Origin of the sequence: Rhodococcus sp. 3258 (assembly GCF_031456475.1) — a bacterium.
In the GTDB taxonomy this organism is placed as follows: Bacteria; Actinomycetota; Actinomycetes; order Mycobacteriales; family Mycobacteriaceae; genus Rhodococcoides; species Rhodococcoides fascians.
The window spans coordinates 467,584-491,690 of sequence record NZ_JAVDUT010000005.1; the positions used below are offsets into that span (position 1 = coordinate 467,584).

General features: G+C 65.5%; 26 protein-coding genes. 11 read left to right on the forward strand and 15 right to left on the reverse strand.

What is annotated here, in order from left to right; genetic code table 11:
* Positions 1-25: 25 nt before the first annotated feature.
* Positions 26-1,492, forward strand: a complete 1,467-nt coding sequence (locus J2X62_RS18465; RefSeq protein ID WP_310182417.1) for a M28 family peptidase — start codon at positions 26-28, stop codon at positions 1,490-1,492.
* Positions 1,493-1,528: 36 nt separating this feature from the next.
* Positions 1,529-2,350, forward strand: a complete 822-nt coding sequence (locus tag J2X62_RS18470; protein ID WP_027498481.1) for an adenylate/guanylate cyclase domain-containing protein — start codon at positions 1,529-1,531, stop codon at positions 2,348-2,350.
* Here the strand turns inward: J2X62_RS18470 and thiD are convergent.
* Positions 2,312-3,166, reverse strand: a complete 855-nt coding sequence (gene thiD, locus J2X62_RS18475; RefSeq protein WP_310182419.1) for a bifunctional hydroxymethylpyrimidine kinase/phosphomethylpyrimidine kinase — start codon at positions 3,164-3,166, stop codon at positions 2,312-2,314. The genes J2X62_RS18470 and thiD overlap by 39 nt on opposite strands.
* A gap of 301 nt (positions 3,167-3,467) precedes the next feature.
* Here thiD and J2X62_RS18480 point away from each other — a divergent pair, with 301 nt between their 5' ends.
* Entirely contained in the window at positions 3,468-3,794 is a 327-nt protein-coding gene (locus J2X62_RS18480) for a GNAT family N-acetyltransferase (RefSeq protein WP_027498479.1), read from the forward strand.
* A 114-nt stretch (positions 3,795-3,908) separates the two neighbouring features.
* On the forward strand, positions 3,909-4,265 hold the full coding sequence (locus J2X62_RS18485) for a GNAT family N-acetyltransferase (protein WP_048316391.1): 357 nt from the start codon (positions 3,909-3,911) through the stop codon (positions 4,263-4,265).
* 16 nt (positions 4,266-4,281) lie between these two features.
* Here J2X62_RS18485 and J2X62_RS18490 read toward each other — a convergent pair whose 3' ends face one another.
* Genes J2X62_RS18490 through J2X62_RS18500 form a run of 3 tightly spaced genes read right to left on the reverse strand, consistent with a single transcriptional unit; the run spans position 4,282 to position 6,676 of the window.
* Complete coding sequence (locus J2X62_RS18490) at positions 4,282-5,082, reverse strand: exodeoxyribonuclease III (protein ID WP_048316388.1); 801 nt, start codon at positions 5,080-5,082, stop codon at positions 4,282-4,284.
* Positions 5,083-5,093: 11 nt separating this feature from the next.
* Positions 5,094-6,038: a GNAT family N-acetyltransferase gene (locus J2X62_RS18495; protein ID WP_310182486.1), complete on the reverse strand. Its 945-nt coding sequence runs from the start codon at positions 6,036-6,038 to the stop codon at positions 5,094-5,096.
* 35 nt (positions 6,039-6,073) lie between these two features.
* Positions 6,074-6,676 carry a peptide deformylase gene (locus J2X62_RS18500; protein ID WP_048316385.1) on the reverse strand — a complete coding sequence of 201 codons (603 nt, stop codon included), beginning with the start codon at positions 6,674-6,676 and terminating at the stop codon, positions 6,074-6,076.
* A 295-nt stretch (positions 6,677-6,971) separates the two neighbouring features.
* Between J2X62_RS18500 and J2X62_RS18505 the strand changes: the two genes are divergently transcribed.
* From J2X62_RS18505 to J2X62_RS18525, 5 genes are all read left to right on the forward strand, one after another.
* The gene (locus J2X62_RS18505) at positions 6,972-7,307 is read left to right on the forward strand and encodes a DUF3263 domain-containing protein (protein ID WP_032365130.1); all 336 of its coding nucleotides are present in this window, start codon (positions 6,972-6,974) and stop codon (positions 7,305-7,307) included.
* 103 nt (positions 7,308-7,410) lie between these two features.
* Positions 7,411-7,947 (forward strand): LytR C-terminal domain-containing protein, encoded by a 537-nt coding sequence (locus J2X62_RS18510; RefSeq protein ID WP_310182425.1) that lies wholly within the window; start codon positions 7,411-7,413, stop codon positions 7,945-7,947.
* A gap of 96 nt (positions 7,948-8,043) precedes the next feature.
* Positions 8,044-8,766, forward strand: coding sequence for a superoxide dismutase[Cu-Zn] (sodC, locus tag J2X62_RS18515; RefSeq protein WP_032365131.1), 723 nt, complete (start codon positions 8,044-8,046; stop codon positions 8,764-8,766).
* Between the two features lies 1 nt (position 8,767).
* Complete coding sequence (locus J2X62_RS18520) at positions 8,768-9,898, forward strand: glutamate--cysteine ligase (protein WP_027498472.1); 1,131 nt, start codon at positions 8,768-8,770, stop codon at positions 9,896-9,898.
* A gap of 38 nt (positions 9,899-9,936) precedes the next feature.
* Positions 9,937-11,226, forward strand: coding sequence for a phosphatase PAP2 family protein (locus tag J2X62_RS18525; RefSeq protein WP_032365133.1), 1,290 nt, complete (start codon positions 9,937-9,939; stop codon positions 11,224-11,226).
* Here J2X62_RS18525 and mnhG read toward each other — a convergent pair.
* Genes mnhG through J2X62_RS18555 form a run of 6 tightly spaced genes read right to left on the reverse strand, consistent with a single transcriptional unit; the run spans position 11,192 to position 17,623 of the window.
* Complete coding sequence (mnhG, locus tag J2X62_RS18530) at positions 11,192-11,530, reverse strand: monovalent cation/H(+) antiporter subunit G (RefSeq protein WP_027498469.1); 339 nt, start codon at positions 11,528-11,530, stop codon at positions 11,192-11,194. The genes J2X62_RS18525 and mnhG overlap by 35 nt on opposite strands.
* A 22-nt stretch (positions 11,531-11,552) precedes the next feature.
* The gene (locus tag J2X62_RS18535) at positions 11,553-11,810 is read right to left on the reverse strand and encodes a monovalent cation/H+ antiporter complex subunit F (protein WP_310182430.1); all 258 of its coding nucleotides are present in this window, start codon (positions 11,808-11,810) and stop codon (positions 11,553-11,555) included.
* Positions 11,807-12,448, reverse strand: a complete 642-nt coding sequence (locus tag J2X62_RS18540) for a Na+/H+ antiporter subunit E (RefSeq protein ID WP_228139369.1) — start codon at positions 12,446-12,448, stop codon at positions 11,807-11,809. The genes J2X62_RS18535 and J2X62_RS18540 overlap by 4 nt, the downstream gene beginning before the upstream one ends.
* Positions 12,449-12,450: 2 nt before the next feature.
* Positions 12,451-14,094: a Na+/H+ antiporter subunit D gene (locus J2X62_RS18545; protein ID WP_027498466.1), complete on the reverse strand. Its 1,644-nt coding sequence runs from the start codon at positions 14,092-14,094 to the stop codon at positions 12,451-12,453.
* Entirely contained in the window at positions 14,091-14,777 is a 687-nt protein-coding gene (locus J2X62_RS18550; protein WP_080729161.1) for a Na(+)/H(+) antiporter subunit C, read from the reverse strand. Before J2X62_RS18550 ends, J2X62_RS18545 begins: the two co-directional genes overlap by 4 nt.
* Complete coding sequence (locus tag J2X62_RS18555) at positions 14,774-17,623, reverse strand: Na+/H+ antiporter subunit A (protein ID WP_310182433.1); 2,850 nt, start codon at positions 17,621-17,623, stop codon at positions 14,774-14,776. The genes J2X62_RS18550 and J2X62_RS18555 overlap by 4 nt, the downstream gene beginning before the upstream one ends.
* Positions 17,624-17,871: 248 nt before the next feature.
* Between J2X62_RS18555 and J2X62_RS18560 the strand changes: the two genes are divergently transcribed.
* Together J2X62_RS18560 and J2X62_RS18565 are read left to right on the forward strand one after the other, a co-directional pair.
* The gene (locus tag J2X62_RS18560) at positions 17,872-18,282 is read left to right on the forward strand and encodes an NUDIX domain-containing protein (RefSeq protein ID WP_027498464.1); all 411 of its coding nucleotides are present in this window, start codon (positions 17,872-17,874) and stop codon (positions 18,280-18,282) included.
* A 60-nt stretch (positions 18,283-18,342) separates the two neighbouring features.
* Complete coding sequence (locus tag J2X62_RS18565) at positions 18,343-19,095, forward strand: isocitrate lyase/phosphoenolpyruvate mutase family protein (protein WP_032365137.1); 753 nt, start codon at positions 18,343-18,345, stop codon at positions 19,093-19,095.
* A 53-nt stretch (positions 19,096-19,148) separates the two neighbouring features.
* On the opposite strand, the gene J2X62_RS18570 is transcribed toward J2X62_RS18565, so the two are convergent.
* The 5 genes from J2X62_RS18570 to J2X62_RS18590 form a co-directional block, all read right to left on the reverse strand.
* Positions 19,149-21,332 carry an AAA family ATPase gene (locus J2X62_RS18570; protein WP_032390654.1) on the reverse strand — a complete coding sequence of 728 codons (2,184 nt, stop codon included), beginning with the start codon at positions 21,330-21,332 and terminating at the stop codon, positions 19,149-19,151.
* A 21-nt stretch (positions 21,333-21,353) separates the two neighbouring features.
* Positions 21,354-22,208: a phosphatidylcholine/phosphatidylserine synthase gene (locus J2X62_RS18575; RefSeq protein ID WP_027498461.1), complete on the reverse strand. Its 855-nt coding sequence runs from the start codon at positions 22,206-22,208 to the stop codon at positions 21,354-21,356.
* A 7-nt stretch (positions 22,209-22,215) separates the two neighbouring features.
* Positions 22,216-22,932, reverse strand: a complete 717-nt coding sequence (locus J2X62_RS18580; protein ID WP_032365139.1) for a phosphatidylserine decarboxylase — start codon at positions 22,930-22,932, stop codon at positions 22,216-22,218.
* A 139-nt stretch (positions 22,933-23,071) separates the two neighbouring features.
* Positions 23,072-23,341 carry a GlsB/YeaQ/YmgE family stress response membrane protein gene (locus tag J2X62_RS18585; RefSeq protein WP_027498459.1) on the reverse strand — a complete coding sequence of 90 codons (270 nt, stop codon included), beginning with the start codon at positions 23,339-23,341 and terminating at the stop codon, positions 23,072-23,074.
* 88 nt (positions 23,342-23,429) lie between these two features.
* Complete coding sequence (locus tag J2X62_RS18590; protein ID WP_027498458.1) at positions 23,430-23,894, reverse strand: SRPBCC family protein; 465 nt, start codon at positions 23,892-23,894, stop codon at positions 23,430-23,432.
* Positions 23,895-24,107 lie beyond the last annotated feature (213 nt).

The following is a 24,107-nucleotide window of genomic DNA, read 5'->3' on the forward strand; positions in this document are numbered from 1 at the left end:
CACCTGCCTGGGTAGGGTGTCCGCTATGCGGATTTCCTTGCTTGCAGGTAGCGCCGTCACTGTCCTGATTCTGGCCGGTTGCTCGTCCTCCTCCGGTACGGGGGACGAGGAGCCGGCCAGAATTTTCGCGACACCCGACGGGGCCGGACTGTCGGAAGCGGTCACCGAGGATGCCCTCGTCGGGCACCTGCAGGAATTAGAGGACATCGCCGCCGCGCACGACGGTAACCGCGCGGCCGGGACTGCCGGATACGACGCGAGTGTCGATTACGTTGTCTCCCAACTGGAATCGGCCGGATTCGACGTCACCACTCCCAAATTCGATTTCGACACCTTCGAGGCGCAGACGCAAACCCTGTCGCTCGCGGGCACCGAGATTCCGGTGTTCGCGCTCAGCTACTCGCCCACCACGTCCGCCGAGGGGATCACCGCACGCGTCGTCGGCGCTCCCGCCGGGGCAGACGGGTGCGAGGCAACCGATTACGCCGGTCTCGACCTGACGGGAGCGGTGGCAGTCGTGCCGCGAGGGGTGTGCCCGTTCGGTGCGAAGCAGACCGTCGCCGCCGAATTGGGTGCGGCAGCAGCGATCATCGTCAACAACGAACCCGGACCACTGGATTCGGGAACGCTCGGTGATTCCGAGACCGCGAAGATTCCGACCGGCGGTGTCAGCCAGGAGGACGGGGGAGCGGTCCTCGCGGCCCCCGAGGTCACGTTGACTCTCGTCACGACGACCGAGTCGACCACGAGCCGCAACATCATCGCGCAGACCACCACTGGCTCGACCGAGAACGTGGTGGTCGCGGGCGCCCACCTCGACAGCGTCCCCGAGGGTCCGGGCATCAACGACAACGGCACCGGCACCTCCGCCGTGCTCGAGACTGCTCTGCAGATGGGTAGTGCGCCCGAGGTGACCAACGCGGTCCGGTTCGCATTCTGGGGTGCCGAGGAGAACGGGCTCGTCGGTTCGACCAAGTACGTCGAGGGTCTGTCCGACGAGGACAGGCGAAACATCGCGCTGTACTTGAACTTCGACATGATCGGCTCGCACAACCCCGGCTACCTCGCCTACGACGGCGACGACTCCGACCAGGTCGGTGAGCCCGCGGGACCGGCCGGATCCGACGCCATCGAGCGCACGTTCGTCGAGCATTTGGCGGCCGACGGTATCGCCGTCGACGGTACGGATTTCGACGGTCGATCCGACTACGGGCCGTTCATCGAGGTCGGCATCCCCGCAGGCGGCGTCTTCAGCGGCGCGGACGAGAACAAGACCGCCGAGCAGGCCGCGAAGTGGGGTGGCACGGCCGATCAGACATTCGACGAGAATTACCACACCGATCAGGACACCCTGGCGAACGTCGACCGCGCGGCGCTGGCGAAGAACGGTGCCGCCGTGGCGTACGGCATCGGTGTCTACGCGCAGTCGGTGGAAGGCCCCAACGGAGTACCGGTCGGGGCTGCGCGCGAGGCCGCACGCGCCGAAGGGTAAGGGAAGTATGTGTAACCGTGAGTTACGCTCGATGCTGTGAACGCAGTCGTCTCCTCGGTGGTGGAGTGGGTCCGCACCACCAACCGAGCGCCCACCGTCGTCGGGGCGGTTCGGCGTGTGCGTCGCGCATTACCCGGTGACCCCACGTTCGGTGATCCGCTGTCGATCGACGGCCCGGGACGCGCACTGGCCGTCGCGCGGGTGGCGGATCGGTTCCTGGCAGCGAACGGACTCGACGACGAACCGGGTGCCTCCCGCGAACTCGGCCTCGGTGCCCTCCAGGTGTGGCAGGCCATCCTCGAGCGAGCCGGTCGGGGCCGCGGCGACGAGGACGTCACGATCGTCTTCACCGATCTCGTCGGATTCTCGTCGTGGTCACTGCGCGCCGGCGATACCGCCACATTGACGTTGCTCCGTAAAGTCTCCAAAGCCGTCGAACCCGAGGTCGTGTTCCGCGGCGGGCACGTCGTGAAACGGCTGGGCGACGGCATCATGGCCGTGTTCGCCGATGCGGGCAAAGCCGTGGACGCCGTGTTCGCGGCGCGCGAGGCCCTCACCAGCGTGAACGTCGACGGCTACACCCCGACGATGCGCGTCGGAATCCACACCGGAAGCCCGCGTCAGGTCGGTTCCGACTGGCTCGGTGTCGACGTCACCGTCGCAGCGCGGGTCATGCAGACCGGCGGAAACGGCAACATCATGATCTCGGCCGCCGCACTCGACGCCGTGTCACCGGAGGTGCTCGACGCGTTGCACGTAGTCGCCAAGCCCTATCGGCGCAGTTTCTTCGCGCCGAAGATCAAGGGCGCACCCGACGACCTACGCATTCTCCGACTCGTGCAGTCGCCACAGCGGTGACACCGGGCCGTGGCCCGCACCGAGGTCATAGGACGCGGCCAGGCAACGGGTGACCCATTCCTTACCGAACGCCACCGCGTCGGGCATCGAGTATCCGTGTGCGAGCGCCGACGCGATCGATGCCGCGAGGGTGTCGCCGCCGCCGTGATCGTTGCCGGTGTCGATGCGTTCGCTGGTGAATTCGAGGAAGGTGTCGCCGTCGAACAGTAGGTCGGTGCTGTGGGTCGAGGTGCGGAGGTGACCGCCCTTGACCAGCGCCCATTGCGCGCCCAATCCGTGCAGCGCCTCGGCAGCGCGGTGCGCGCTGGCGTCGTCGACGACATCGATGCCGGTGATCAACCGAACCTCGTCGAGGTTGGGAGTCACCAGTGAGGCGATGGGAAAGAGGGTGTGCCGGATGGCGTCGAGCGCCTCGGCGTGCAGTAGCGGGTCGCCGTGCATGGACGCGCACACCGGGTCGACGACGAGCGGAACCGGTTGGTCGCGGCCGATCCCCACCTCGGTGCACACTGCCGTGACCGCCTCGATGATCGCGGTGGACGCCAGCATCCCGGTCTTCGCTGCGCCGACGCCGATGTCCGATACCACCGAGCGAACCTGGGCGGCGACGATCTCCGGCGGGATCTCGTGGAAGCCCGTCACGCCGACGGTGTTCTGGACCGTCACCGCTGCGACGGCAACGCACGCGTGCACGCCCAACAGGGCCATCGTGCGACTGTCCGCCTGGATTCCGGCACCGCCGCCGGAGTCGGTTCCGGCGATCGTCAGCGCGCGGACGGGAGTCTCGCCGTTGGGCGTGAGCGGTAGGAACTTCACGAGAGACGACAGTACCGGCGGGCCGTGATCGGCAGGGTCTCGGCAGGCGAGACGCCGAAGGTGAATGTTGGTGAAAACATGGTGACACTTTGAATGTTGTTGTATCACAACGCCGCACGGGGACACTCATGAGCTGTACCAGCATCCGGTTCGGGATCGATGGACAAACCTACGCATCCGAAGGTTTGTTGGTAGAAAAGGTGACAGACCCACCTCGCGCATGTTTAATAGTGGTGCACGTCACATACCATCTCGGTTCCGAAGTTCCTCCACCACTCCACACCCAGCAAAGGAGGCGTCCATGCTTGCGAGTTCTCCCAGTGCTGATGTCTCGATCAACAAAGACCAGAATCGCTTCGAGCTTCGACTGAACGGCGACCTCGTCGGCATCGTCGGATTCTTCGAAGTCGAAGGAAACGGAGCCCGTGCGACACGCACGCATGTCGTCTCCTTCATGCACACCGTCGTCACCGAGGACTTCGGTCATCAAGGCTTGGCCGGCATTCTGGTTCGCCGCGCCCTCGACAGCGCGCGGTCCTACGGCTGGAAGGTCAAGCCGGTCTGCACCTACGTCCAGCGCTTCGCGGCAGCCAACCCCGAGTACAACGACATGCTCGTCGCTCTCTGAGTACTCGCACTGCCCGGCCGGTCACACCAGGGCTGGTTACGTAGAGGACTCGACTCGGCGTCGATCGGTGCACTTTCCCCGCGACACTCGAGCAACTCTGGTCTCATAAGTGACATGAGTCACATCATTCACCGCCGCTCCGACGCGGCGATTCCGGTCGAGCGCCCCTCGGTCCGCATCGAAGACAACGCCGATCACAACAGATTCGATCTGTTCGTCGACGACGATCTCGTCGGCATCCTCGGCTATCGGTTCGGCGATGGCGACGATGCAGCCGGCGACGAATCGGTCGTCGCGCTGATGCACACGGTCGTCAAAGAGGAATACGGCGACCGCGGCTGGGCAGGAGTGCTCGTTCGCGCATCGCTGAACACCGTGCGCGACCGTGACTGGCGCATCGTGCCGATCTGCACCTACGTCCGTCGCTACCTGGCGCAGCACCCGGAGTTCTTGGACCTGGTCGTCGAATAGCAGAGACGACCGCGGCTCAGTCGATCTCCACGATCACCGGAGCATGATCGCTGGCACCCTTGCCCTTGCGCTCCTCGCGATCGATCGATGCGCCGGTCACGCGAGCCGTCAGAGCAGGTGAGGTCAACGCCATGTCGATACGCAGACCTTGTTTCTTCGGAAATCTGAGCTGGGTGTAGTCCCAGTACGTGAACGTCCTGGGCTCGGGAGTGAACTGCCGCGTCACTTCGGTGAAACCGGCCTCGGAGAATGCCGCGAAGGCATCACGCTCCGGCTGCGAGGTGTGAGTCTTGCCCTCGAACAGGGCGGGATCCCACACGTCGTCGTCGGTGGGCGCGATGTTCCAATCGCCGACGAGCGCGATCTGCGCCTGTGGGTCCGCCGCCACCCACGCCTGCGCGTCGGCCTTCAGTGCCGCGAGCCACTCGAGCTTGTAGGTGTAGTGCGGATCGGCGAGCTCGCGGCCGTTCGGCACGTACAGGCTCCAGATGCGCACCCCGTCGCAGGTCGCTCCGATGGCGCGAGCCTCGTCTGCGGCCTCGACCTCGGGATCCTTGCTGAACCCGGGCTGATCCTCGAAGCCGACCTGCACGTCGTCCAAGCCGACGCGCGACGCGATCGCCACGCCGTTCCACTGACTGAGCCCGACGTGGGCAACCTCGTAGCCGATCTCGGTGAATCGCTCGTACGGAAACTGTGCGTCCTTGCACTTGGTTTCCTGCATCGCCAGCACGTCGACGTCGGATCGCTGCAACCAATCGACGATTCGATCCTGCCGAGAGCGGACGGAGTTCACATTCCAGGTAGCAAAGCGCACGGGAAGGAACCCTATAGAACGCGTCCGACAGGCTCGCGGCCGATCGCGTCGTCCTGCCGCGCGTAGCGATAGCGGTGATGCTCGCCGAATCCCAGATCGCGGTAGAGCGACTGGGCATCGGTGTTGTCGACGGCCATCTGAAGGTATGCGTGCGTGGCACCGTTCTCGCGTCCCCACCGCACCAGCTCGCCGCACATCAGCGTGCCGAGACCGTTGCGGCGATGCTCGGTGGACACCCAGAGCGAGGTCAAGCCCACCCACGACCGACCGTCCGGGGCCGCGGTGACGGCCGCTCGGCCCACTGCGATCGATCCGACTCCTGCGTTCCCGATCGCGCCGAAACCGAGAGTTCCGTTGCGCACCGCCGAGACCACCTCGGCAGCACCCGTCGTCGCCTCTCGGCCTTGGTAGCGCAGAGAACTCAACCAGTCGGCGGTCGGTTCGGGAGTGACTGTGACAGGCGAGTCGCCCTCGCGCAGAACGAGATTCGAGATATCCGCCGCCATGACGACGGTCTCGTTGAACGTCGACCAACCGGCCGGTGCGGTCGCGAGACGGTCGGGGAGGGCGAGGATCGGCGTCAGTCTTCGTGCGTCGTATCGGGCGGCGATCGCGGCCACCGTCTCGGAATCTGCTGCTGCGCCGGGCTCGAGAGGCACCGCCGAATTGGCGCGTCCGGTGAAGCCGTGCCCGAAGCGCAACTGCCAGCCGGTGATCCACTCCTGTTCGACACCCGGCCACCCGTCGGCCGCAGCCGCCTCGAGAGCCCGAATCTCCGAGGTGCGAACAGGTTTGGGGCCCAACGGCTTCAGGGCCACTATGCGATCGGCGGCCACCTGGACCAGAGCGCCGTCCTTGGCGCGGACCGACACCACGACCGCGTCGGCCGACACCAATTCCCCGATGACGTCCGTCATCGGGTGGGTGTGGCCGGGTGGCAGTCGGTACCGCAGCATCACCCGCGTCCCCGGCGGAACGGTCACGGCAGCGATCAGTCCTCGTCCTCGTCGTCGTGGCCGAAGGGGTCGTCGACGGTGCCCGGCACCCAGCTGAGGCCGGGGACGCCCCACCCGGAGCGCTTGATCGCCTTCTTCGCCGCTCGCGCGTGGCGACCGATGAGCACATCGGTGTAAAGGAAGCCGTCGAGGTGACCCACCTCGTGCTGCAACATCCGGGCGAAGAACCCGCGGCCCTCGATGTCCACCGCATCGCCGTTGGCGTCGGTACCGGTCACTCGCGCCCAGTCGGCCCGACCGGTGGGGTATTGCTCACCGGGGACCGAGAGGCACCCCTCGTCGTCATCGTCGGGGTCGGGCATCGTCTCGGGAATCTCGGACGTCTCGAGCACCGGGTTGACGACCTCTCCGCGGCGGCGGAACACCTTGCCGTCCGCGCCCTGGTCGGGGCAGTCGTAGATGAACAGACGCTTACCGACGCCCACCTGGTTCGCCGCCAGTCCGACGCCGTTGGCAGCCGCCAACGTCTCGTACATGTCGGCGATCAGCTCGGCGAGCTCGGCCGGCGACTCGGTGACGGGATCGGTCGCAGTGTGGAGCACCGGATCGCCGACGATCCGGATGGGAAGAATTGCCATGGTCGACAAGGATAGTGGGTGACGCCCGGCCCACCCACCGGCCCGTCGGGAGCGGAGCCGGTGGACGAGTGTCGCACCGACGGTTCGGTCGTCGACGAACACGCCACGCGCGAGTACCTCGCGGGAGCCGGGTCCGGGCGGTCGAACGTGGTTGAATGATCCCCGAAGTACAACTGTGTAATTCGCTCGAAGTTCGGTCGGTACTCGTACGGGTGCCGGCAGCACTGGGGGAAGCAGATTTCCTCGGGGTCGGTTGTCGCACGGGCCCAGGGGAGTCGAGAAGTCGAGGAGTGGGATGGACGGCGCAGCAGCGCGTGACTCGAACCAGTCTCAGCAACCGGGATCGGACGGCTCTCACGATCCGAACGAAGTCGGTGCGGACGGCTTGAGCCGACGAGAGCACGACATCCTGTCCTTCGAGCGCCAGTGGTGGAAGTACGCCGGGGCCAAGGAAGAGGCGATCAAGGAACTCTTCTCCATGTCGGCAACCCGCTACTACCAGATCCTCAACGCGTTGGTGGATCGTCCCGAAGCCCTTGCCGCAGACCCGATGCTGGTCAAGCGACTGCGCCGTTTGCGTGCGAGCAGGCAGAAGGCCCGCGCCGCACGTCGGCTCGGTTTCGACGTCTGATCCCCCGCGCCGGGTTTCGACTCTGCCGAGAGATGTTGCTCCGTGGGGAAGGTGCAAGCTCCGTTGAAAAGGTCTCGATCGACGGTCGGCTAGGGTCGAGTACGTGAGCAGCCCCAACCCGGAACAGACCGGGCCACCCCTCCGTGCCCTGGCCATGGTGCTGATCTCGCTCGCGATCCTGTTCGCAGCGATCGGTGCCCTGTCTCTGACCGGCTCCGATTCCGAGGATGCCGCCGCAGAGGCGCCCGCTGCCGCGACGACGACGGCTGCCGCTCCGGTGGCGCAAGCTCCCGGTACCCAAGCTCCCGCCGCGCAGGCTCCAGCCGCGTCGTCGACCACGTCCTCCGCAGCAGCCACCTCCCGCGCCGCCGCCGATGTCGAGGTGCGCGTGCTCAACAACTCCAACGTCTCCGGGCTCGCCGCCGGCACTGCGAGCACACTCACCGCCGAGGGTTGGACGGTCGCCGAGACCGGCAACTTCAGCGAAGCCCAGTTCGCCCAGACCGCGGTGTACTACGGCACCGACACCGGTGAGCAGCAGGCAGCGCAGACGATCGCCACCCAACTCGGCATTCCGGCCGAGCCCAAACCCAGTTCACTCGAATCCACCGCGGGTGTCGTCGTCATCGTGACGCAGTAACTCGCCGGCATGACAACCTGTCCGGTTCGGCCGAATCGGTCGGCACGTTATGATTTTGCAAGCCCTTCACCCTGCCCGAAAGAGGAGCACTCTTCGATGGACCTGTTCAAGCGACGCACTGCTGCGACCCGCTCTTTGCGTTACGTGGCCCCGGTCCTCGCGATCGCCGCTCTCGGGCTCTCTGCCTGCAGCAACGGCGAGGTCGCGTCCGACACACCCGGCACGGTGCCGCCGGTGTGGACCGGTGAAGCAGACCCGTCCGCGGCCGCAGTCGCCGGTGACGGTCGGGCAGAGAGTGGCTCGGAAGGCAGCTCCGAGAACATGATCGAGGGCGTGCTCCGCAACGCGTCCGGTGCCGAGGTGGGCACCGTGTCGTTCGCATCGGAGGGCGAGAAGCTCACCGTCACGGCCGAGGTCGAGAACATGACGCCGGGCTTCCACGGCTTCCACGTCCACACCGTCGGAGCCTGCGAGCCCAACTCGGTGGCACCTACCGGCGGTGAGCCGGGCAACTTCCTCTCTGCGGGTGGTCACCTGCAGGTCGACGGACGCACCGAACACCCCTCCAGCGGCGACCTGTCGTCGATCCAGGTGGGCGAGGACGGCACGGGCCGCCTGGTCACCACCACCGATGCGATCACGCTGGACGACCTGCGCGCCGGTGGTGCCGGAACGTCGGTCATCGTGCACGAGGGCGCCGACAACTTCGCCAACATTCCGCCGCGGTACACGTTGCCCGACGGTGCTGCGGTACCCGACATGGCGACCCTGATGACCGGTGATGCCGGTGCTCGGGCGGCGTGCGCGGTACTGAAGTAGTTTGAACGCTCCCCGGATCGACTTCGCGAGTTCTCCGCGACCCACGCTCGGCGTGGAGTGGGAAATCGCGCTGGTCGACAAGAGCACGCGGGATCTGGTCAACTCCGCCGAGGCAGTCATGGACGGCGTTCGTGACCTCGCCGGAGACACGCCTCGGGTGACGAAGGAACTGCTGCGCAACACCGTCGAACTCGTCACCGGAGTGTGCGAGAACGTCGGGGAGGCCATGGAGGACCTCGGCGGCTCGTTGGACCTGGTGCGCCGAGCCGCGGATCCTCTGGGGATCGATCTGTTCTCGGCCGGGACGCACCCGTTCGCGGAATGGTCGACGCAGCAGCTGACCAGCTCCCCGAGCTACGACGAGCTCATCGCGCGTACCCAGTGGTGGGGTCGACAGATGCTCATCTGGGGCGTGCACGTCCACGTCGGGGTGTCCTCTCCCGACAAGGTCTTTCCCATCCTCAACTCGTTGCTGCTGCAATACCCGCATCTGTTGGCACTGTCGGCGTCGTCGCCGATCTGGGCGGGCAACGACACCGGATACGCCAGCAACCGAGCACTGATGTTTCAACAGTTGCCGACGGCCGGTCTGCCGTTTCAGTTCGACGACTGGTCGCAGTTCGAGGGATTCGTTCGTGATCAGCTCAAGACCGGCGTCATCGAGCAGCTCGGGGGCATGCACTGGGACATCCGCCCGGCTCCGAAGTGGGGAACCATCGAGGTTCGGGTGTGCGACGGCGCATCGACCAAGCGTGAACTCGCGGCCCTCGTCGCGTTGACGCACTGCCTGATCGTGCATCTCGACGAACGACTCGAGGCGGGCGAGACCCTGCCGACGATCCCGCCGTGGCACGTCCAGGAGAACAAGTGGCGAGCTGCCCGGTACGGCCTCGACGCCGAGATCATTCTCGACGCCGACAGCAACGAGCGGCTGGTCACCGATGATCTGCACGACTTACTGGAGAAGTTGACTCCGACGGCGGTCCGGTTGAATTGCGTCGACGAGCTTGCCGCGGTGGCCGACATTCCCCGCCTCGGTGCCTCGTATCAACGCCAGCGTGCAGTGGCCGCGAAATCCGGCGGCGATCTACGTGCCGTCGTGGAGTCGTTGGTCACCGATCTCCAATCGTGACCCTCTGTATTTAATTTTGTGTTCACTCAGCGTTTACGATCAACGGCGTGCTGCAGGGGGACGTCGAGAGCGTCGAGGTCGATGCGACACGTGAGGACTCTGTTCGTCCTCTGATCGTCGGTGCGGTCCTTGTCGCAGCGTTTCTGCTGACGCTGCAGGTCGTCGCGTGGAAATGGAACTTCCCCGGCCCGTTGCCGAGCATGTGGAACGACATGTTCGGAACACCGAAGTCGATGTCGCTGCCGTGGGCGGCGCTCGTCCTGGCCACGGTAGGTCTGAACAGCTCGTCCCGCCTGCGCGTACTGGCCGTCGCTGCCGCGCTCGATGCCGTCGTACTGGGCGGCCGGTATCTGTTCGATGTGCCACCGACCGTCGGGAACGGGCCGTCGCTGGTGCTGGTCGCGCTCGCGTTCCATGTCGTCCGGCGCCATGACGCTCGGGCGATGCGCGGCGTCGCCCTCGGCGCACTGTTGCTGCTCGCGACCAAGGCCGGCGATGCCTGGTTGCACATCACGACCTTGGTCCGGCCCTACGTTCTCGACGAATACGCATACGCCGCCGATCATGCGCTGGGAAATCCGTCCTGGGTGCTCGGCAGCATTCTGGACCGACTCGGCCCGGTCGCCGAGGGAACGCTGCACTGGATCTACATTCAGCTCCCCGTCGCGGCGATCATTGTTGCGCTGTACCAACTGCGTGGGGTCGCCGCGGGCTCAGCGTGGCCGAGACACTTCCTGTTCCGCACGTTCCTGCTCATCGGACTCGTCGGACCGGTGTTCTACCTGCTGTTCCCGGTGGTGGGCCCGATGTTCGCGTTCGAGTCGTGGCCGACGCAGTCGGTTTCGCTCTCGGGCAGCCTCGGCGAGATCCCGTTCGACTCGCAGACGCCGCGCAACTGCATGCCGAGCCTGCACACCGCGTGGGCTCTGAGCATCTTCATCCATTCCCGACGCGGCCCCTGGTGGCTGCGCACCGGCGGCACACTGTGGCTGTTGGGAACACTGGCTGCGACGCTCGGATTCGGTTACCACTACGGCGTCGACCTGGTGGCGGGCGCGGTCCTGTGCCTCACCATCGAATCGTTGCTGCGCGACCCGGAACGGGGATGGGACCGCGACCGGATCACGCTGGTGACCTACGGTTGCGTCGCGATGGCCGCCCTACTGCTGAGCTACCGCTACCTCGCCGAGGAATTCGCCGCGAACCCACTGGTGTTCGGTCCGCTCGTGCTCGGAATTCTGATCGGCATGGCGTTCGGATTCCATACCGCGTTCTTCGCCGATCGCTCGCGCTTCACTGATCGGGTTCGTTCGGTTCCATCTCGTTGACGATGAGCAGGCCGTCGCGCCCGCGCTGTTCCCGGTAGGCGACGCGTCCCACGGTGTGCGCAATCACCGGAGCAGTGACGAGAGTGAAGATGCCGACCAGCACCAGCATCCAGATGTCGACATTGCCGCGCAGGCTGATGATCGCGCCGACCAACACCATGATCAACCCGACCACCTGCGGCTTGGTGGCCGCGTGCATGCGCGAGAGCGTGTCGGGGAAACGCACGATGCCCACGGCGGCCGTGAAGGCGAACAGCGCTCCCAACAGGATGAAGACAGAAGCTATCCACTGGGCTGCGGTCATCGTTCGCCCCTCACTGTGTCGTTCATTCGTCCCTCACTCTGAACCGTGCGATGCTGACCGACCCGACGAAGCTGACCAGGGACAGCGCAACGATGGCAGGCACCAGCGTGGTGTCGCGGCTGTAGACCGCCCACACGCCGAGCCCACACATCGACACGGCAAGGATGGTGTCCATCGCGACCAAGCGGTCCAACGTGCTCGGGCCGTCGAGCAACCGGAATGCGGTGAGGATCGCGGCGGCGATCAGTAGCGCGCCCGCGATCGTCAGTACGACGGTCACGACCAGTCCCCCTTCCTCTTGTCGTCGGTCATCTTGTCGTCGCGCGGGGTATCGAGATCGCCCGATTCGGGATCGTCGCCGAGAACCCCGTGGTACTGCTCGTACTCCTGGTAGTGCAGGGGGCTCGGCTTCCAGTCGGAGTCGCGCTCGAATCCCGCGATGAACAGTTTCTCGAGGTTCCGAACGTACGTGTAGAACCCGTCGACTGCCTTCTGCGTGCCCATGTCCAGCACATGCACGTACAGCAGGCGTCGGGTGCGATCGATCTCGAGGACCATCGTGCCCGGGACGAGATTCATCGCGTCGACGAAGAGGGTGAGCACCAGATCGGACTTGATGGCGATGCGGCAGCGCAGCACACCGGTGACCGGCGGTGCCTTCGGGCGGATCGCCAACCACGCCACACTGACACTGGATTCGGCTGCGTAATAGAGGAATACGACTGCGAGCTTGACGAGCGAGAACACGTGGATGCGTCCCTCGACCGGCACCCGCGGCAACGGCAACAGCACCATGATGAGCAGGCCGACCGCGAGTCCGCCGAGGATGTTGGCCGCAGAGACGTTGCCCCACAACAGAACCCAGATGGCCGTCAACCATCCCAGTGTCCAGATCCGCAGCAGGAAGGAACGGTTCATCTTCATCGGGTGCCCTCCTCGTCTGCGCGTGCCTGTTCGTAGGCCTGATCGCCGACGAACTCGGCTCCCCGCACGGCGTCGATGTACACCGAGCGATCCCGCAGATCCGCCGCCGCCCGATCGCTGATGTCGATGATGCGCCCGGCGAACACCGTCATCGCCAAACCGACGACGACGAGGCCGATCGTCGGGATCAACATGAAGGCGGGCATCCGGCCCACATCCTCGCGGTCACCGAACTGGATGTCCGAGGAATCGTCGAGCAGAGCAGAGGGGCTGTTGTCCGCGAGGTCACCTTCCGGTGCGTCGGCGCGGGCTCGCCAGAACGCCTTGGTCCAGACACGAGCAACCACGTAGAGGGTCAGCAGGCTGGTGACGGTGCCGCCGGCCACGAGCAACCAGGCCAGTACGCTGCCCTGATCGCTGCCGGCCTGCAGCAGGGCGACCTTGCCGATGAACCCCGAGAACGGCGGAATACCACCGAGATTGAGGGCCGGCACCAGGAAGACGATGGCCAGCACCGGGCTGGCCGCGGCCAATCCTCCGAGCCGTCGCAGTGACGACGAACCGGCCTGACGTTCGATCAGGCCGACGACGAGGAACAGGGTCGTCTGCACCAGAATGTGGTGGGCCACATAGTAGATCGAGCCGGACAGTCCCGATTGAGTCGACAGCGCGACGCCGAAGATCATGTAACCGATGTGGCTCACCAGAGTGAACGAGAGCAGTCGTTTGATGTCGCTCTGTGCGATGGAGCCGAGGATGCCGACGAGCATCGTCAGCAGGCCACAGACCATCAGCACGTTGTCGAGCGAGCCGTCCGGGAACAGCAGCGTGTGCGCGCGAATGATCGCGTAGACACCGACTTTCGTCAGCAAGCCGGCGAACACCGCGGTGACCGGAGCCGGGGCCGTGGGGTACGAGTCGGGCAGCCACGTGGACAGTGGGAACACCGCGGCCTTGATGCCGAACGCAACGAGCAGCACCGCGAAGATGGCCGTACGAGTGCCGGACGGGATGTCGTCCATCCGCACGGCGATGTGGGCCAAGTTCAGTGTTCCGGTGGCGCCGTAGACCAGTGCGATGCCGATCAGGAAGATCAGCGAGGAGACCATCGAGACCATCACGTAGGACACGCCGGCGCGGACCCGGTCGGCACTCGCACCGAGCGTCAGCAACACGAACGAGGCGGCGAGCAGTACCTCGAAGCCGACGAACAGATTGAACAGGTCGCCGGCGAGAAACGCGTTGCAGACGCCTGCGGTCAAGGCCAGATAGGTGGGTAGGAAGATCGAGACCGGCTGATTCTCGCTGCCGTCGCGAATACCCTGGCCGATCGAGTACACCATGACGGCCAGCAACACGATCGACGAGACGACGAGCATCATCGCCGACAGCCGGTCCACCACCAGCGAAATGCCCAGTGGTGAATCCCAGCCGCCGACCTGCAGTGCGCTGGTCCCATCGCGATCGGCGAGGTAGAGCATCATCGACGAAATCGCGACCACCGCGGTCAGTGCGGCGAGAGTGATGAAACGCTGCGCGCGGGGCCGACGTCCCAGCACCAGCGTCAAGGCCGCGGCGAGCATCGGGATGAGCACGGGCAGCGGGGTCAGGGCATCGATCACGCCCGGGGAGATCGTCACTTGTCGTCTCCCTTCGTGTCGTCGGAGCTGGTGTCGTCGGCGCTGGAGTCGTCGGTGCTGGTGTCGTCAGCGCTGGGGTGCTCCGGTCGGCTGTCGTCTTTCTCGGCCGTGTCGAGTCCGTCGAGACCGCGGAGCTGGGGGTTGTCGTCGTCGTTGTCGAAGTCGCCGTCGTGCAGATCCTCGTAGCACTCCAGGTCTTCGAGGTTCCTGATCTGCTCGAGCGGAATCGGATTGCCCTTCGAGTCGAAAGCGTCGCCGCCGAAGCTCGGCTCACCGGTGACCGGGTCGTCGGAACGGTCGCGGTCCGGTGCTTCGGCCATCGAACGGCGCTGGGAGACCTTGGTGTCCTCGGGGTCGTTCTCGAGGTCGTCCTTGGTGTTGAGCGTGAACGATCGATACGCCAGCGCGAGCACGAAGGCGGCGATACCCATGGTGATGACGATCGCCGTCAGGATCATGGCCTGAGCCAGCGGATCGGCCATGTTCTGGTGCAGCGAGTTGTCTCGACCGACGATAGGCGGGGTACCTGCCGGGCCACCGACGGTGAGCAGCAACAGATTGACTCCGTTGCCGAACAGCAGCAGACCGAGCAGCATCTTGGTGATGCTGCGTTCGAGCAGCAGGTACACACCCGATGCGACGAGAACGCCGACGATGACGAGCATTCCGACATCTGCGGTCATCGGGCACTCACTCGGCCTTGGCTCTGCATTTCCACCTGTGCGTCGAGACGCGCGCCGAGACTGCGGAGCACGTCGAGTACCAACCCGACCACGATGAGATAGACACCGAGGTCGAAGAACAATGCGGTGACCAGCTTGATGTCACCGAGAATCGGCAGTGTCACTTCCAACGTCGCCGACGACAGTGCCGGAGCGCCGAGGAACATCGACGCCACCGCCGTGCCGGCCGCGAAGATCAACCCGAGACCCAGGATCTTGCCTGCGTCGATCGGGACCGCTTCGCCGAGCTCGTACCGGCCACCGGCGAGATACCGCAGCACCAGCGCGAGGCCCGCCGTCAGACCACCGGCGAAACCGCCGCCGGGGGCATTGTGTCCGGAGAAGAAGAAGTAGATCGACAGCACCATGATCGTCGGGAAGATCAACCGCGTCGTGACTTCGAGAATCAACGAACGATGCCGCGGATCGATCAGATCACCGCCGAGCAGCCACGTCGTCTCCGCCGCGTCGTTCGTGTCCGACGACGATGCGGGGGCGTCGGACACCCGCGGAGCGCTGCCGAACCGCCGGTTGCGGAACACCAGGCTGGCCACGCCCGTCGCGGCGACGAGGAGTACGCAGATTTCGCCGAGTGTGTCCCAGGCGCGGATGTCGACGAGGATCACGTTGACGATGTTCTTGCCGTCGCCGAGCTCGTACGCGGCCTCGGGGAACTGCAGTGAGACCGGCGCGGCACTGCGGGCGTTCATCGCGAACGCGCCGAGCACGCTGACGGTCGCTCCGACGGCAACGGCGAGTGCGGCGCGGGGGCCACGCGAACCCGCCGAGCCCCGGTCGTCGACCTCGGCGGGCAGTTTGCGCAGTACCAGGACGAACACCACGAGAGTCAGCGTCTCGACGAGGAACTGAGTCAGGGCGAGGTCGGGAGCGCCATGGATGGCGAAGATGACGCCGCAGCCGTAGCCGGTGAGTCCCACCAGAATGACGCTGGCCAGACGGTTGCGCATGACTGTCGCGCCGAGGCCGCCCGCGATCATGATCACTCCGATGACCAGCTGCAGCGGGGTGTTCCACAGGGTGTAATCCAGGCCGGGTTCTTGGCCGAGGATCAGTACGACGATCGGCAGCAGCACCAGCGTCAGCAGGATCGTGCCCTGAGTGAGGGGGAGCGAACCGCGCTGGGTGGTGCCCGTGAGTCGGATGGACAGGGTGTCCATGAACTTGAGCACGTTGTCGTAGATGCGGTCTGCGTTACCGAGTGGCGGATGCTCGAACTTGAGCCGGTTGACCACGCGGTGAGCGATGAACAGCCCCACACCGCCGGTGACGACGACGACCGTCAGCGCCAACGGCAGGTTGAATCCGTGCCACAACGCCAGGTGGTAGGGCTCCTGCCCGTACGACGGCAGGGTTCGGGCGTAGGGACTGACGATGTGGTCGACGACCGAGGACGTGAATCCGGCGATCAGACCCAGAACGGCGAGAAACGCGGGCGCGGCGAGGAACAAAGCGGAGGGTGCATGCATTGCTCTGACGGACGGGCTCGGACGCTTGAGCTGTTTGCGGGCGAACGCGCCCCAGACGAACCGAATGCTGTAGGTGACCGTCAGAATCGAGCCGATCACCAGGCCTGCGACGACGATCGCCGCGACCGTGGGGTCGAGCGTCGGAGTGCTGATCACGGCCGACAGGGCGGTTTCCTTGCCGACGAAGCCGATCATCGGTGGTAGTCCGGCCATGCTGGCCGCGGCCAGCGCGGCTATCGCGGCGAGCCACGGGGCCTTCTTGCCCAGGTGGGCGAGCTTACGAATGTCTCGGGTGCCGGTGGTGTGGTCGATGATGCCGACCACCATGAACAGGGTGGCTTTGAACATCGCGTGCGCGATCACCATCGTCAGGCCGGCCAGCATGGCCTTCTCGGATCCGATGCCGACCAGGACCATCAGGAAGCCCAGCTGGCTGACCGTGCCGAACGCCAGAATGAGCTTGAGGTCGAAGGCACGGAGTGCTCTCCAGCCGGCCAGAATCATCGACAGCAATCCGAGGCTGATGACCGTGGCGCGCCACGGACCGGAGTCCGCGAAACCCGGAGCGAGGCGCGCGACCAGGTAGATACCGGCCTTGACCATCGCGGCGGCGTGCAGGTACCCACTGACCGGTGTCGGCGCGGCCATGGCACCGGGCAGCCAGAAGTGCATCGGCACGATGGCCGATTTACTCAGTGCGCCGATGAGGATCAACACGATCGCCACTCCGGGCAGCCAGCCGCCCGGGGCGTTCGCGACGACGTCGGACAGGTTGTACGACCCAGCGGCCTGGCCGAGGACGATGATGCCCACCAGCATCGCCAGACCACCTGCGGTGGTGACGAGCAGAGCCTGCGTCGCGGCGCGCCGACTCGACGCGCGTTCTGCATAGTGGCCGACCAGCAGGAACGACAACACCGTCGTGATTTCCCAGAAGATGTAGAGCACGAGCATGTTGTCGCTGGTGATCAGACCGAACATGGCTCCGGAGAACGCGACCATCTCGGCGGCGAACAGGCCCAGCCTGGGCTCGTCGTCCTCGAAGTAGCGGGCGCAGTACAGCAGGATCAGCGAACCGATGCCCAGAACGAGCAACGACATGATGGCGGCGAGCGAATCGAAGCGCATGTCGATGTCCATCGACAGGCCGGGAACCCATTCGATGTGCAGCTTCTGGTCGGTGTTCCAGTTGCCGAACACCCAGATCAGGCTGAGCAGTGGCACCAGGGCCAAAGGGAAGAATGCAGTACGTCCCCACCACCGGACGAGAAGCGGCGCGAGCAGCGCGGCGGCGGCGTGCGCAAGAAGAATAGCGAGCAAAAATCACTCCGTCGTCTCGGTCGCCTCGGCTTTCGGGCCGGGGCGGTGGTCGTAGGGCGGCGATGAGTAGGGTCGTGAAATTGTGTGTGAAATCGACCTGGGTCTCCGAAGACTCGGTCTTTGAGAAATAACGAACCGACCACCGAACGGTGGCGGGCACGTTTGTCGGTTTCCATCCTACTTTGCGTGGTCGACGGCGTGCCATGCGGTACAAACCGGACGTTTCCGATAGAGAGAGTCGATCGTCGATGAGTGAACCGAGACCCATTCGCACCGCCGGTCTTGCCTACGTTCGCCACCGCCGCATGCTTCAGACGCGGTCGACGGGCAAATCTGCCTTCTACATGGCCGGCGGCAAGATCGATCCCGGCGAGTCGCCCGAGCAGGCGCTGCACCGCGAGATCAGGGAAGAACTCGACGCCGCGGTCATCGACGTTCGGCTGCTCGGAGTGTTCGAGTGCCAGGCCTGGGGCCATCCGATGGGCACCCCGCTCGAGATCACGTGTTTTCTCGCCGATCTTGCCGACGAGCCGACGCCGACCAGCGAGATCGCCGAGATTCGGTACTTCACTCGCGACGAGTACGCCGCCATGCCCGATGTCGCCCCGGGGTCGTTGATGGTGTTCGACCGAATGAAGGCCCTCGATTTGATCGACTGAATCGCGTATGTTGGATGTGGGAGAACGTACGTTCTCCACAACCGCCGCGAAGGAGTCTCCATGACCGACCTGTCCCAGAAGGCCACCACCCTGCTCGAGCTGCACCAGCCGGGCAACCCGGTCGTCCTGCCGACCGTATGGGACGCCTGGTCCGCCAACCTCGCCGTGTCCGCCGGCTTCACTGCACTGACCGTCGGCAGCCACCCCGTCTCCGACTCCATCGGCAAGCCCGACAACGAGGGCATCACCTTCGACGAACTGCTCACCCGCATCTCCCAGATCTCCGCCGCCGTGGACGCACCGCTCTCGGTCGACATCGAATCCGGCTACGGAGAAGACCCCAAGCGCCTGATCGACGGACTGATCTCCGCCGGAGCCGTCGGCCTCAACATCGAGGACACCGTCCACAGCGAGGGCGGCCGACTCCGCGAAGCACAGGAACACGCCGACTTCGTCGGAGCCCTCCGCGCGGCATCAGACGCCACCGACGTCCACGTCGTCATCAACGCCCGCACCGACCTGTTCGTCAAGCAGATCGGTGACGAGAACGATCGCGTCGACCGCGCCATCGCACGCCTGAAACTGGCCGCCGCTGCCGGTGCCGACTCGCTCTACCCCGTCGGCTTCCACAACGACGACGACTACAAGCGTCTCGCCGAAGAACTCCCGCTGCCCATCAACGCCATCGCCAACCCCGCCGAGGGCGACCTCTCGCACTTCGCTTCCCTCGGCGTCGGTCGCATCAGCTTCGGCCCGATCTTCCAGATGGTGCTCGCCAAGCGCGCCGAAGAAGTTCTGGCCCGCTGGAAGTGAGAGCGGCTGCGCCGCATGTGAGTGAAACTTCGTAGCCTGCTACGAGTTTCCGCTCACGACCCGTAAGCCCGCAGATGCGCCACCTGCTCGGGATCGAGTGACGGCTTGACCGTCGCCCGAGCGGTGGCGACATCCTCGGCGGTGACGTCCGCTGCGTCCATCGACCGACGCATCGCCGTCAGTGCGGCCTCGCGCAGCAGGGCCGCGCAGTCCGCGGCGGAGTAGCCGTCGAGATCGCGTGCGAGGGCTTCGAGATCGACATCCTCGGCGAGCGGGATCGACTTGCCCGACGCCTTCAGGATGTCCACTCGCGCATCGGCATCCGGCGGCGGGACGAAGACCAGGCGCTCGAGCCTGCCGGGCCGCAGTAGAGCCGGGTCGATCAGATCGGGCCGGTTCGTTGCGCCGAGAACGACGACGTCGCGCAGTGGTTCGACGCCGTCGAGCTCGGTCAGCAGTGCCGCGACCACTCGGTCGCCGACACCGGAATCCGAACTCTGCCCGCGACGCGGTACGAGGGCGTCGACTTCGTCGAGAAAGATGAGCGAGGGGGCGGAGTCGCGGGCGCGCTGAAACAGTTCGCGCACAGCCTTTTCCGAGGACCCGACCCATTTGTCCATCAGCTCCGCGCCCTTGACCGAGTGCACGCTGAGCTGGCCCGAACTGGCCAGGGCGCGCACCAGAAACGTCTTGCCGCATCCGGGTGGGCCGTACAGCAGAACTCCGCGCGGTGGCTCGATGCCCAAGCGCGCGAACGAATCCGGATGACGCAGCGGCCACAGGACCGCCTCGGTCAGGGCCTGCTTGGTCTCGACCATGTCTCCCACGTCCTCGAGGGAGAGGCTGCCGATCGCCAATTCCTCGGCGCCCGATCGTGACAACGGTCGAATCACCTGCAACGCGCCGATCAGGTCGTCGTGCATCAGTGAGGCGGCCGTGGCATCGTTCGATGCCCGCGCGGCCGCTCGCAGCGCCGCTTCGCGCACCAGTGCAGCGAGATCGGCGACAACGAAACCCGGTGTCCGTGAAGCTATTTCGACGAGGTCGACATCACCCTGAGGAACCTTCTTCAGTAGATGCTCCAGTAACGCTCTGCGACCGGCGGCATCGGGGAGAGTGAGGGTCAGTTCGCGATCGCACAGATCCTGCCCACGCACTCTGGCGTCGGTGGCCTCGGGATGTGCAGTCGTGACGATCAGAGCGAAGCCCGGAGTGTCCACGGCACGGCGCAGCACATCGAGGACGAACGTCGACGCAGGCTCCGGATCGGACGGCAGCAACGCGTCGACATCGGTGATCAGCAGCACCCCCGCGCCGGTCAGTTCGTCCACCGCAGCAGTGACGCGTTCGACGCGAGCCGATGCCTCCAATGCGCCGATCGACGGCCCGTCCAGCACGACGCATCGCCGTTCGCCGATGACGGCGCGTGCCAACGTCGTCTTGCCCACTCCGCCGGGGCCGGTGATCAGCACACCCAGATGCGGAGATGCGCCGAGGGTGGCGAGCAGTTCCGACTCGTCGAGCGCCAGTCGTAGCCACTCGGTGAGTTTGGCCTGTGCAGTGCTCACACCCACCAGGTCGGCCGCGCTGACGCGTGGCGGGGCCGCAGCTCCGGGCGTCGGAATCGATGTGGCCGAGGCCGATTCGGGTGATCCCGAGGCGACCGTGCCGCGTCCCCAGCTCACCGCAGAATTGGGTTGCACGCTCACGGGACTGCCGGAGGGTTCGACGGCCGAGACCGTCAACAGTTCGGTCGTCCACGCCACCCCGAACGTTCGCGACAGTGCCTGCGTGGCCGTCGACGTCGATGTGCCGGGCCCCAGATCGCGGGGGAGGAGCGACACGGTGTCGCCCACGGTGAGGACCTTGCCGAGTAGCGCTTGGCGCAGGGTGGCGTCGGAGATGGAACCGGCGGCCAGGGCCGACCCGGTGACCGTGACGGTTCTCGCCCCGTAGACCGTCACGGGAGCGACTGCCACAGAGGCATTTTCGCGTAGTCCGGCGTTGGAGAGCGTGACGTCGTCGAGCAGCGCGGTACCCTGTGGGATTCCGTTGGGAGCCTCGGCAACCACGGCAGCCGTACGCCGAGAACCGATGAGCGAGACGGCATCCCATTCCCGCAGACCGAGCGCCGCCAAGACCTCGGGATGGAGCCGGACGACGCCTCGCCTGGCGTCGGCGGCCGAGGTGTTCAATCGGGTGGTGAGAACGAGCTCGGGGGTTCGGGATTCGGTCACACGTCCAACCTAATGGGGTCGTCAGCTGCGCGGTCGGCGAAGTCCCAGACGAGCCTGCGACCGGCGCGCGTTGCCGGGCGACCGTCGAATGGCGCGGCGTTCCGCGCGACGCTCGGCCGGCTTCGCATCCCACGTGTACGGGCGTGCAGCCGTCCAGCGCTGCGAGCGCACCGCGAACGGAATGTGTACGAGGTAGGCGAACACCAATCCCATCAGCAGGACCAGCGGGAAGGTGATGAGCGCGGCAGCGAGCAGCGCGACCAACACCAGCAAACCGGCGGCCAGGCGCGGTGGCACCGAGACCGTCTTGAGCGCGAGAGTGGGGATGGTGCTGACGATCAGACCTGCGGTGAGGATCGACCAGCCGGCGACGACGTAGAACGAGGCCCACCAGCCGTCGCCGAACTCCTCGAATGCAGCGATCGGGGCGAGCGCGATGAGTGCACCTGCGGGTGCGGGGACCCCGGTGAAGAACTCGCGGGCGTACGCCGGGGTGTCGTCCTCGTCGAGCAGGGTGTTGAACCGGGCGAGGCGGAGCACGATGCTCACGGCGTACACCAGTGCGACGATCCAACCGCCACTACTGCCCTCGAGCAGAGTCACGTAGAGCACCAGGGCGGGCGCGACGCCGAACGAGATTGCATCGGACAGGGAATCCAGCTCGGCACCGATCTTGCTGGTGGCGTCGAGCAGTCGGGCGATGCGGCCGTCCAGTGCGTCGAGGATCGCAGCGGCACCGATCATCGCGAGCGCGGTTCCGAGTTGACCGTCGAGAGCGAACTTGACTGCCGACAAACCGGAGCACAACGCGAGAATGGTGACGACCGACGGAAGCAGACGGATAGCAGCAGGCGGCTTGGCGCGTCTGGTGATCATGTCGTTTCTACTGGGGGAGCTCGGCGAGTACCGTCTCGGCACCGACCGCTCGTTGGCCGCGTTCGACGAGGAGCGTCGTCCCGGCCGGGAAGTAGGTGTCGACGCGGGAGCCGAATCGGATCAGGCCGTACGTGTCGCCGATGGAGAGCACGTCTCCGACCTTCGCGTTGTTGACGATGCGTCGAGCGATGAGACCGGCGATCTGCACCACGCCGACGTGGTGACCGGATTCGGTCTCGATGTGCATGCTGTTGCGCTCGTTGACCTCACTGGCTTCGGCCAGGTCTGCGGACTTGAACTGGCCGCGGCGATGCACGACCTCGACCACGCGTCCGCCGACGGGAACACGCTGCACGTGCACGTCCAGAACGGACAGGAAGATGCTCACTCGCGGCACGGGCTGTGCACCGAGATCGAGCTCGGCGGGCGGGATCGCGGTGTCGACGAGGGTGACCAAACCGTCGGCGGGAGCGACGACGACGCCGGGGCGGTTCGGCGGCACGCGCGACGGGTGGCGGAAGAAGGTGGCGCAGGCTCCGGCGGCGACGAGCCCGGCATTGCGGACCCACTTCGACCGACGGCCGAGCACTGCGACGGCCAGGGGACCACCGACGAAGGGCAGTCCGGCGGGGTGCAGCGGTGGAACCGTTTCGCGAACCAGGTCGACGATGTGAGCCACTCCCGTGCGGGGTGGTTGATCAATCGGGGCGGGACGGCGTGCCACGGTCTCCTCTTACTGTCGGGCGAGCTCGGATGCGGGCAGGGATTGGACGCCGGGAGCTGATCGGACGGCGAACAAAACGACTGCCGGGGCCCTCACAGAGTACGTGAGCGGCCCCGGCAGTCGGGAAGTGCGAGTGAAATCAGACGCGGCTGCGACCGGTCACGAGCTTGACCAGGAACAGCAGGATGCATGCACCGAGGATGCAGGTGATGAAGCTGAAGATCAGGCCTCCACCTTCGACGTCGACGCCGAAGACCTTGAGCAGGTATCCACCGATGAGGCCGCCGATGATGCCGACGACGATGTTCAGGATGATGCCCATCTGAGCATCGGTCTTCATGATCTTGCTGCCGATCCAGCCGGCGAGACCGCCGATGATGATCCAGCCGATGATTCCGAGACCCAACATGTGTTGCCCCCACTTTCCGTGTGTATCGATTGCTTGTCGAAACCATGGATGCCCAGGGGTAACAAACCTGAAACCTTCCTGAGAAAAGTTATTTTCGGCTCGACTTTTCGCTTTCGGTCTTAATGCGTCGGAGCGTGCTGTTCATGCCTTCGACCAGCTCGACATCGAACTCGTCGATCCCGCCGAGGATCCGCTTGACCAGCAACGACGACACGGCCGAGGTGCCGCTGGGGGCTTCCCGCTTCTCGACGACGGTGGTTCCGGTTGCCGTCGGAGTGAGCGTGTACGACCAGATCGTCTTGTTCTCGACGATGCGGAACGCCAGTGCCTTGTTCGGCTCGAAGGTGACGACCTTGGCGCTGGTCGGCCACACGAGCAGGCCCTTGCGGTTGATGTTGAGCGTCCGGGTGCCCTTGCCGACGGGGCCGCCGAAGACCTTCATCTTCTTGCACTGCGGACTCCACTCGCCCATGCGCTGTAGGTCCGAGACGACCGACCACACGGCCTGCGGACTGGCATCGATGTCGATCGTGGCTTCGAGGGTCTTGCTCAACGTGGGCCTCCGGGTTGTAGGAATAGCTGCAACTGATCGTCACACCAATCGTGTGCATCCTATGTGGCCGTGACTACACTCGGCCACCATGTGAGTGAAACCTCGTAGCCCACTACGAATTTCCACTCAGTGATACTGGAGTTGTTCGTCGAGGTGGAAGGTATGACTCGTTTCCGCTCTGACGCCGATGGCTGTCTTTCATGTGATGTGTCG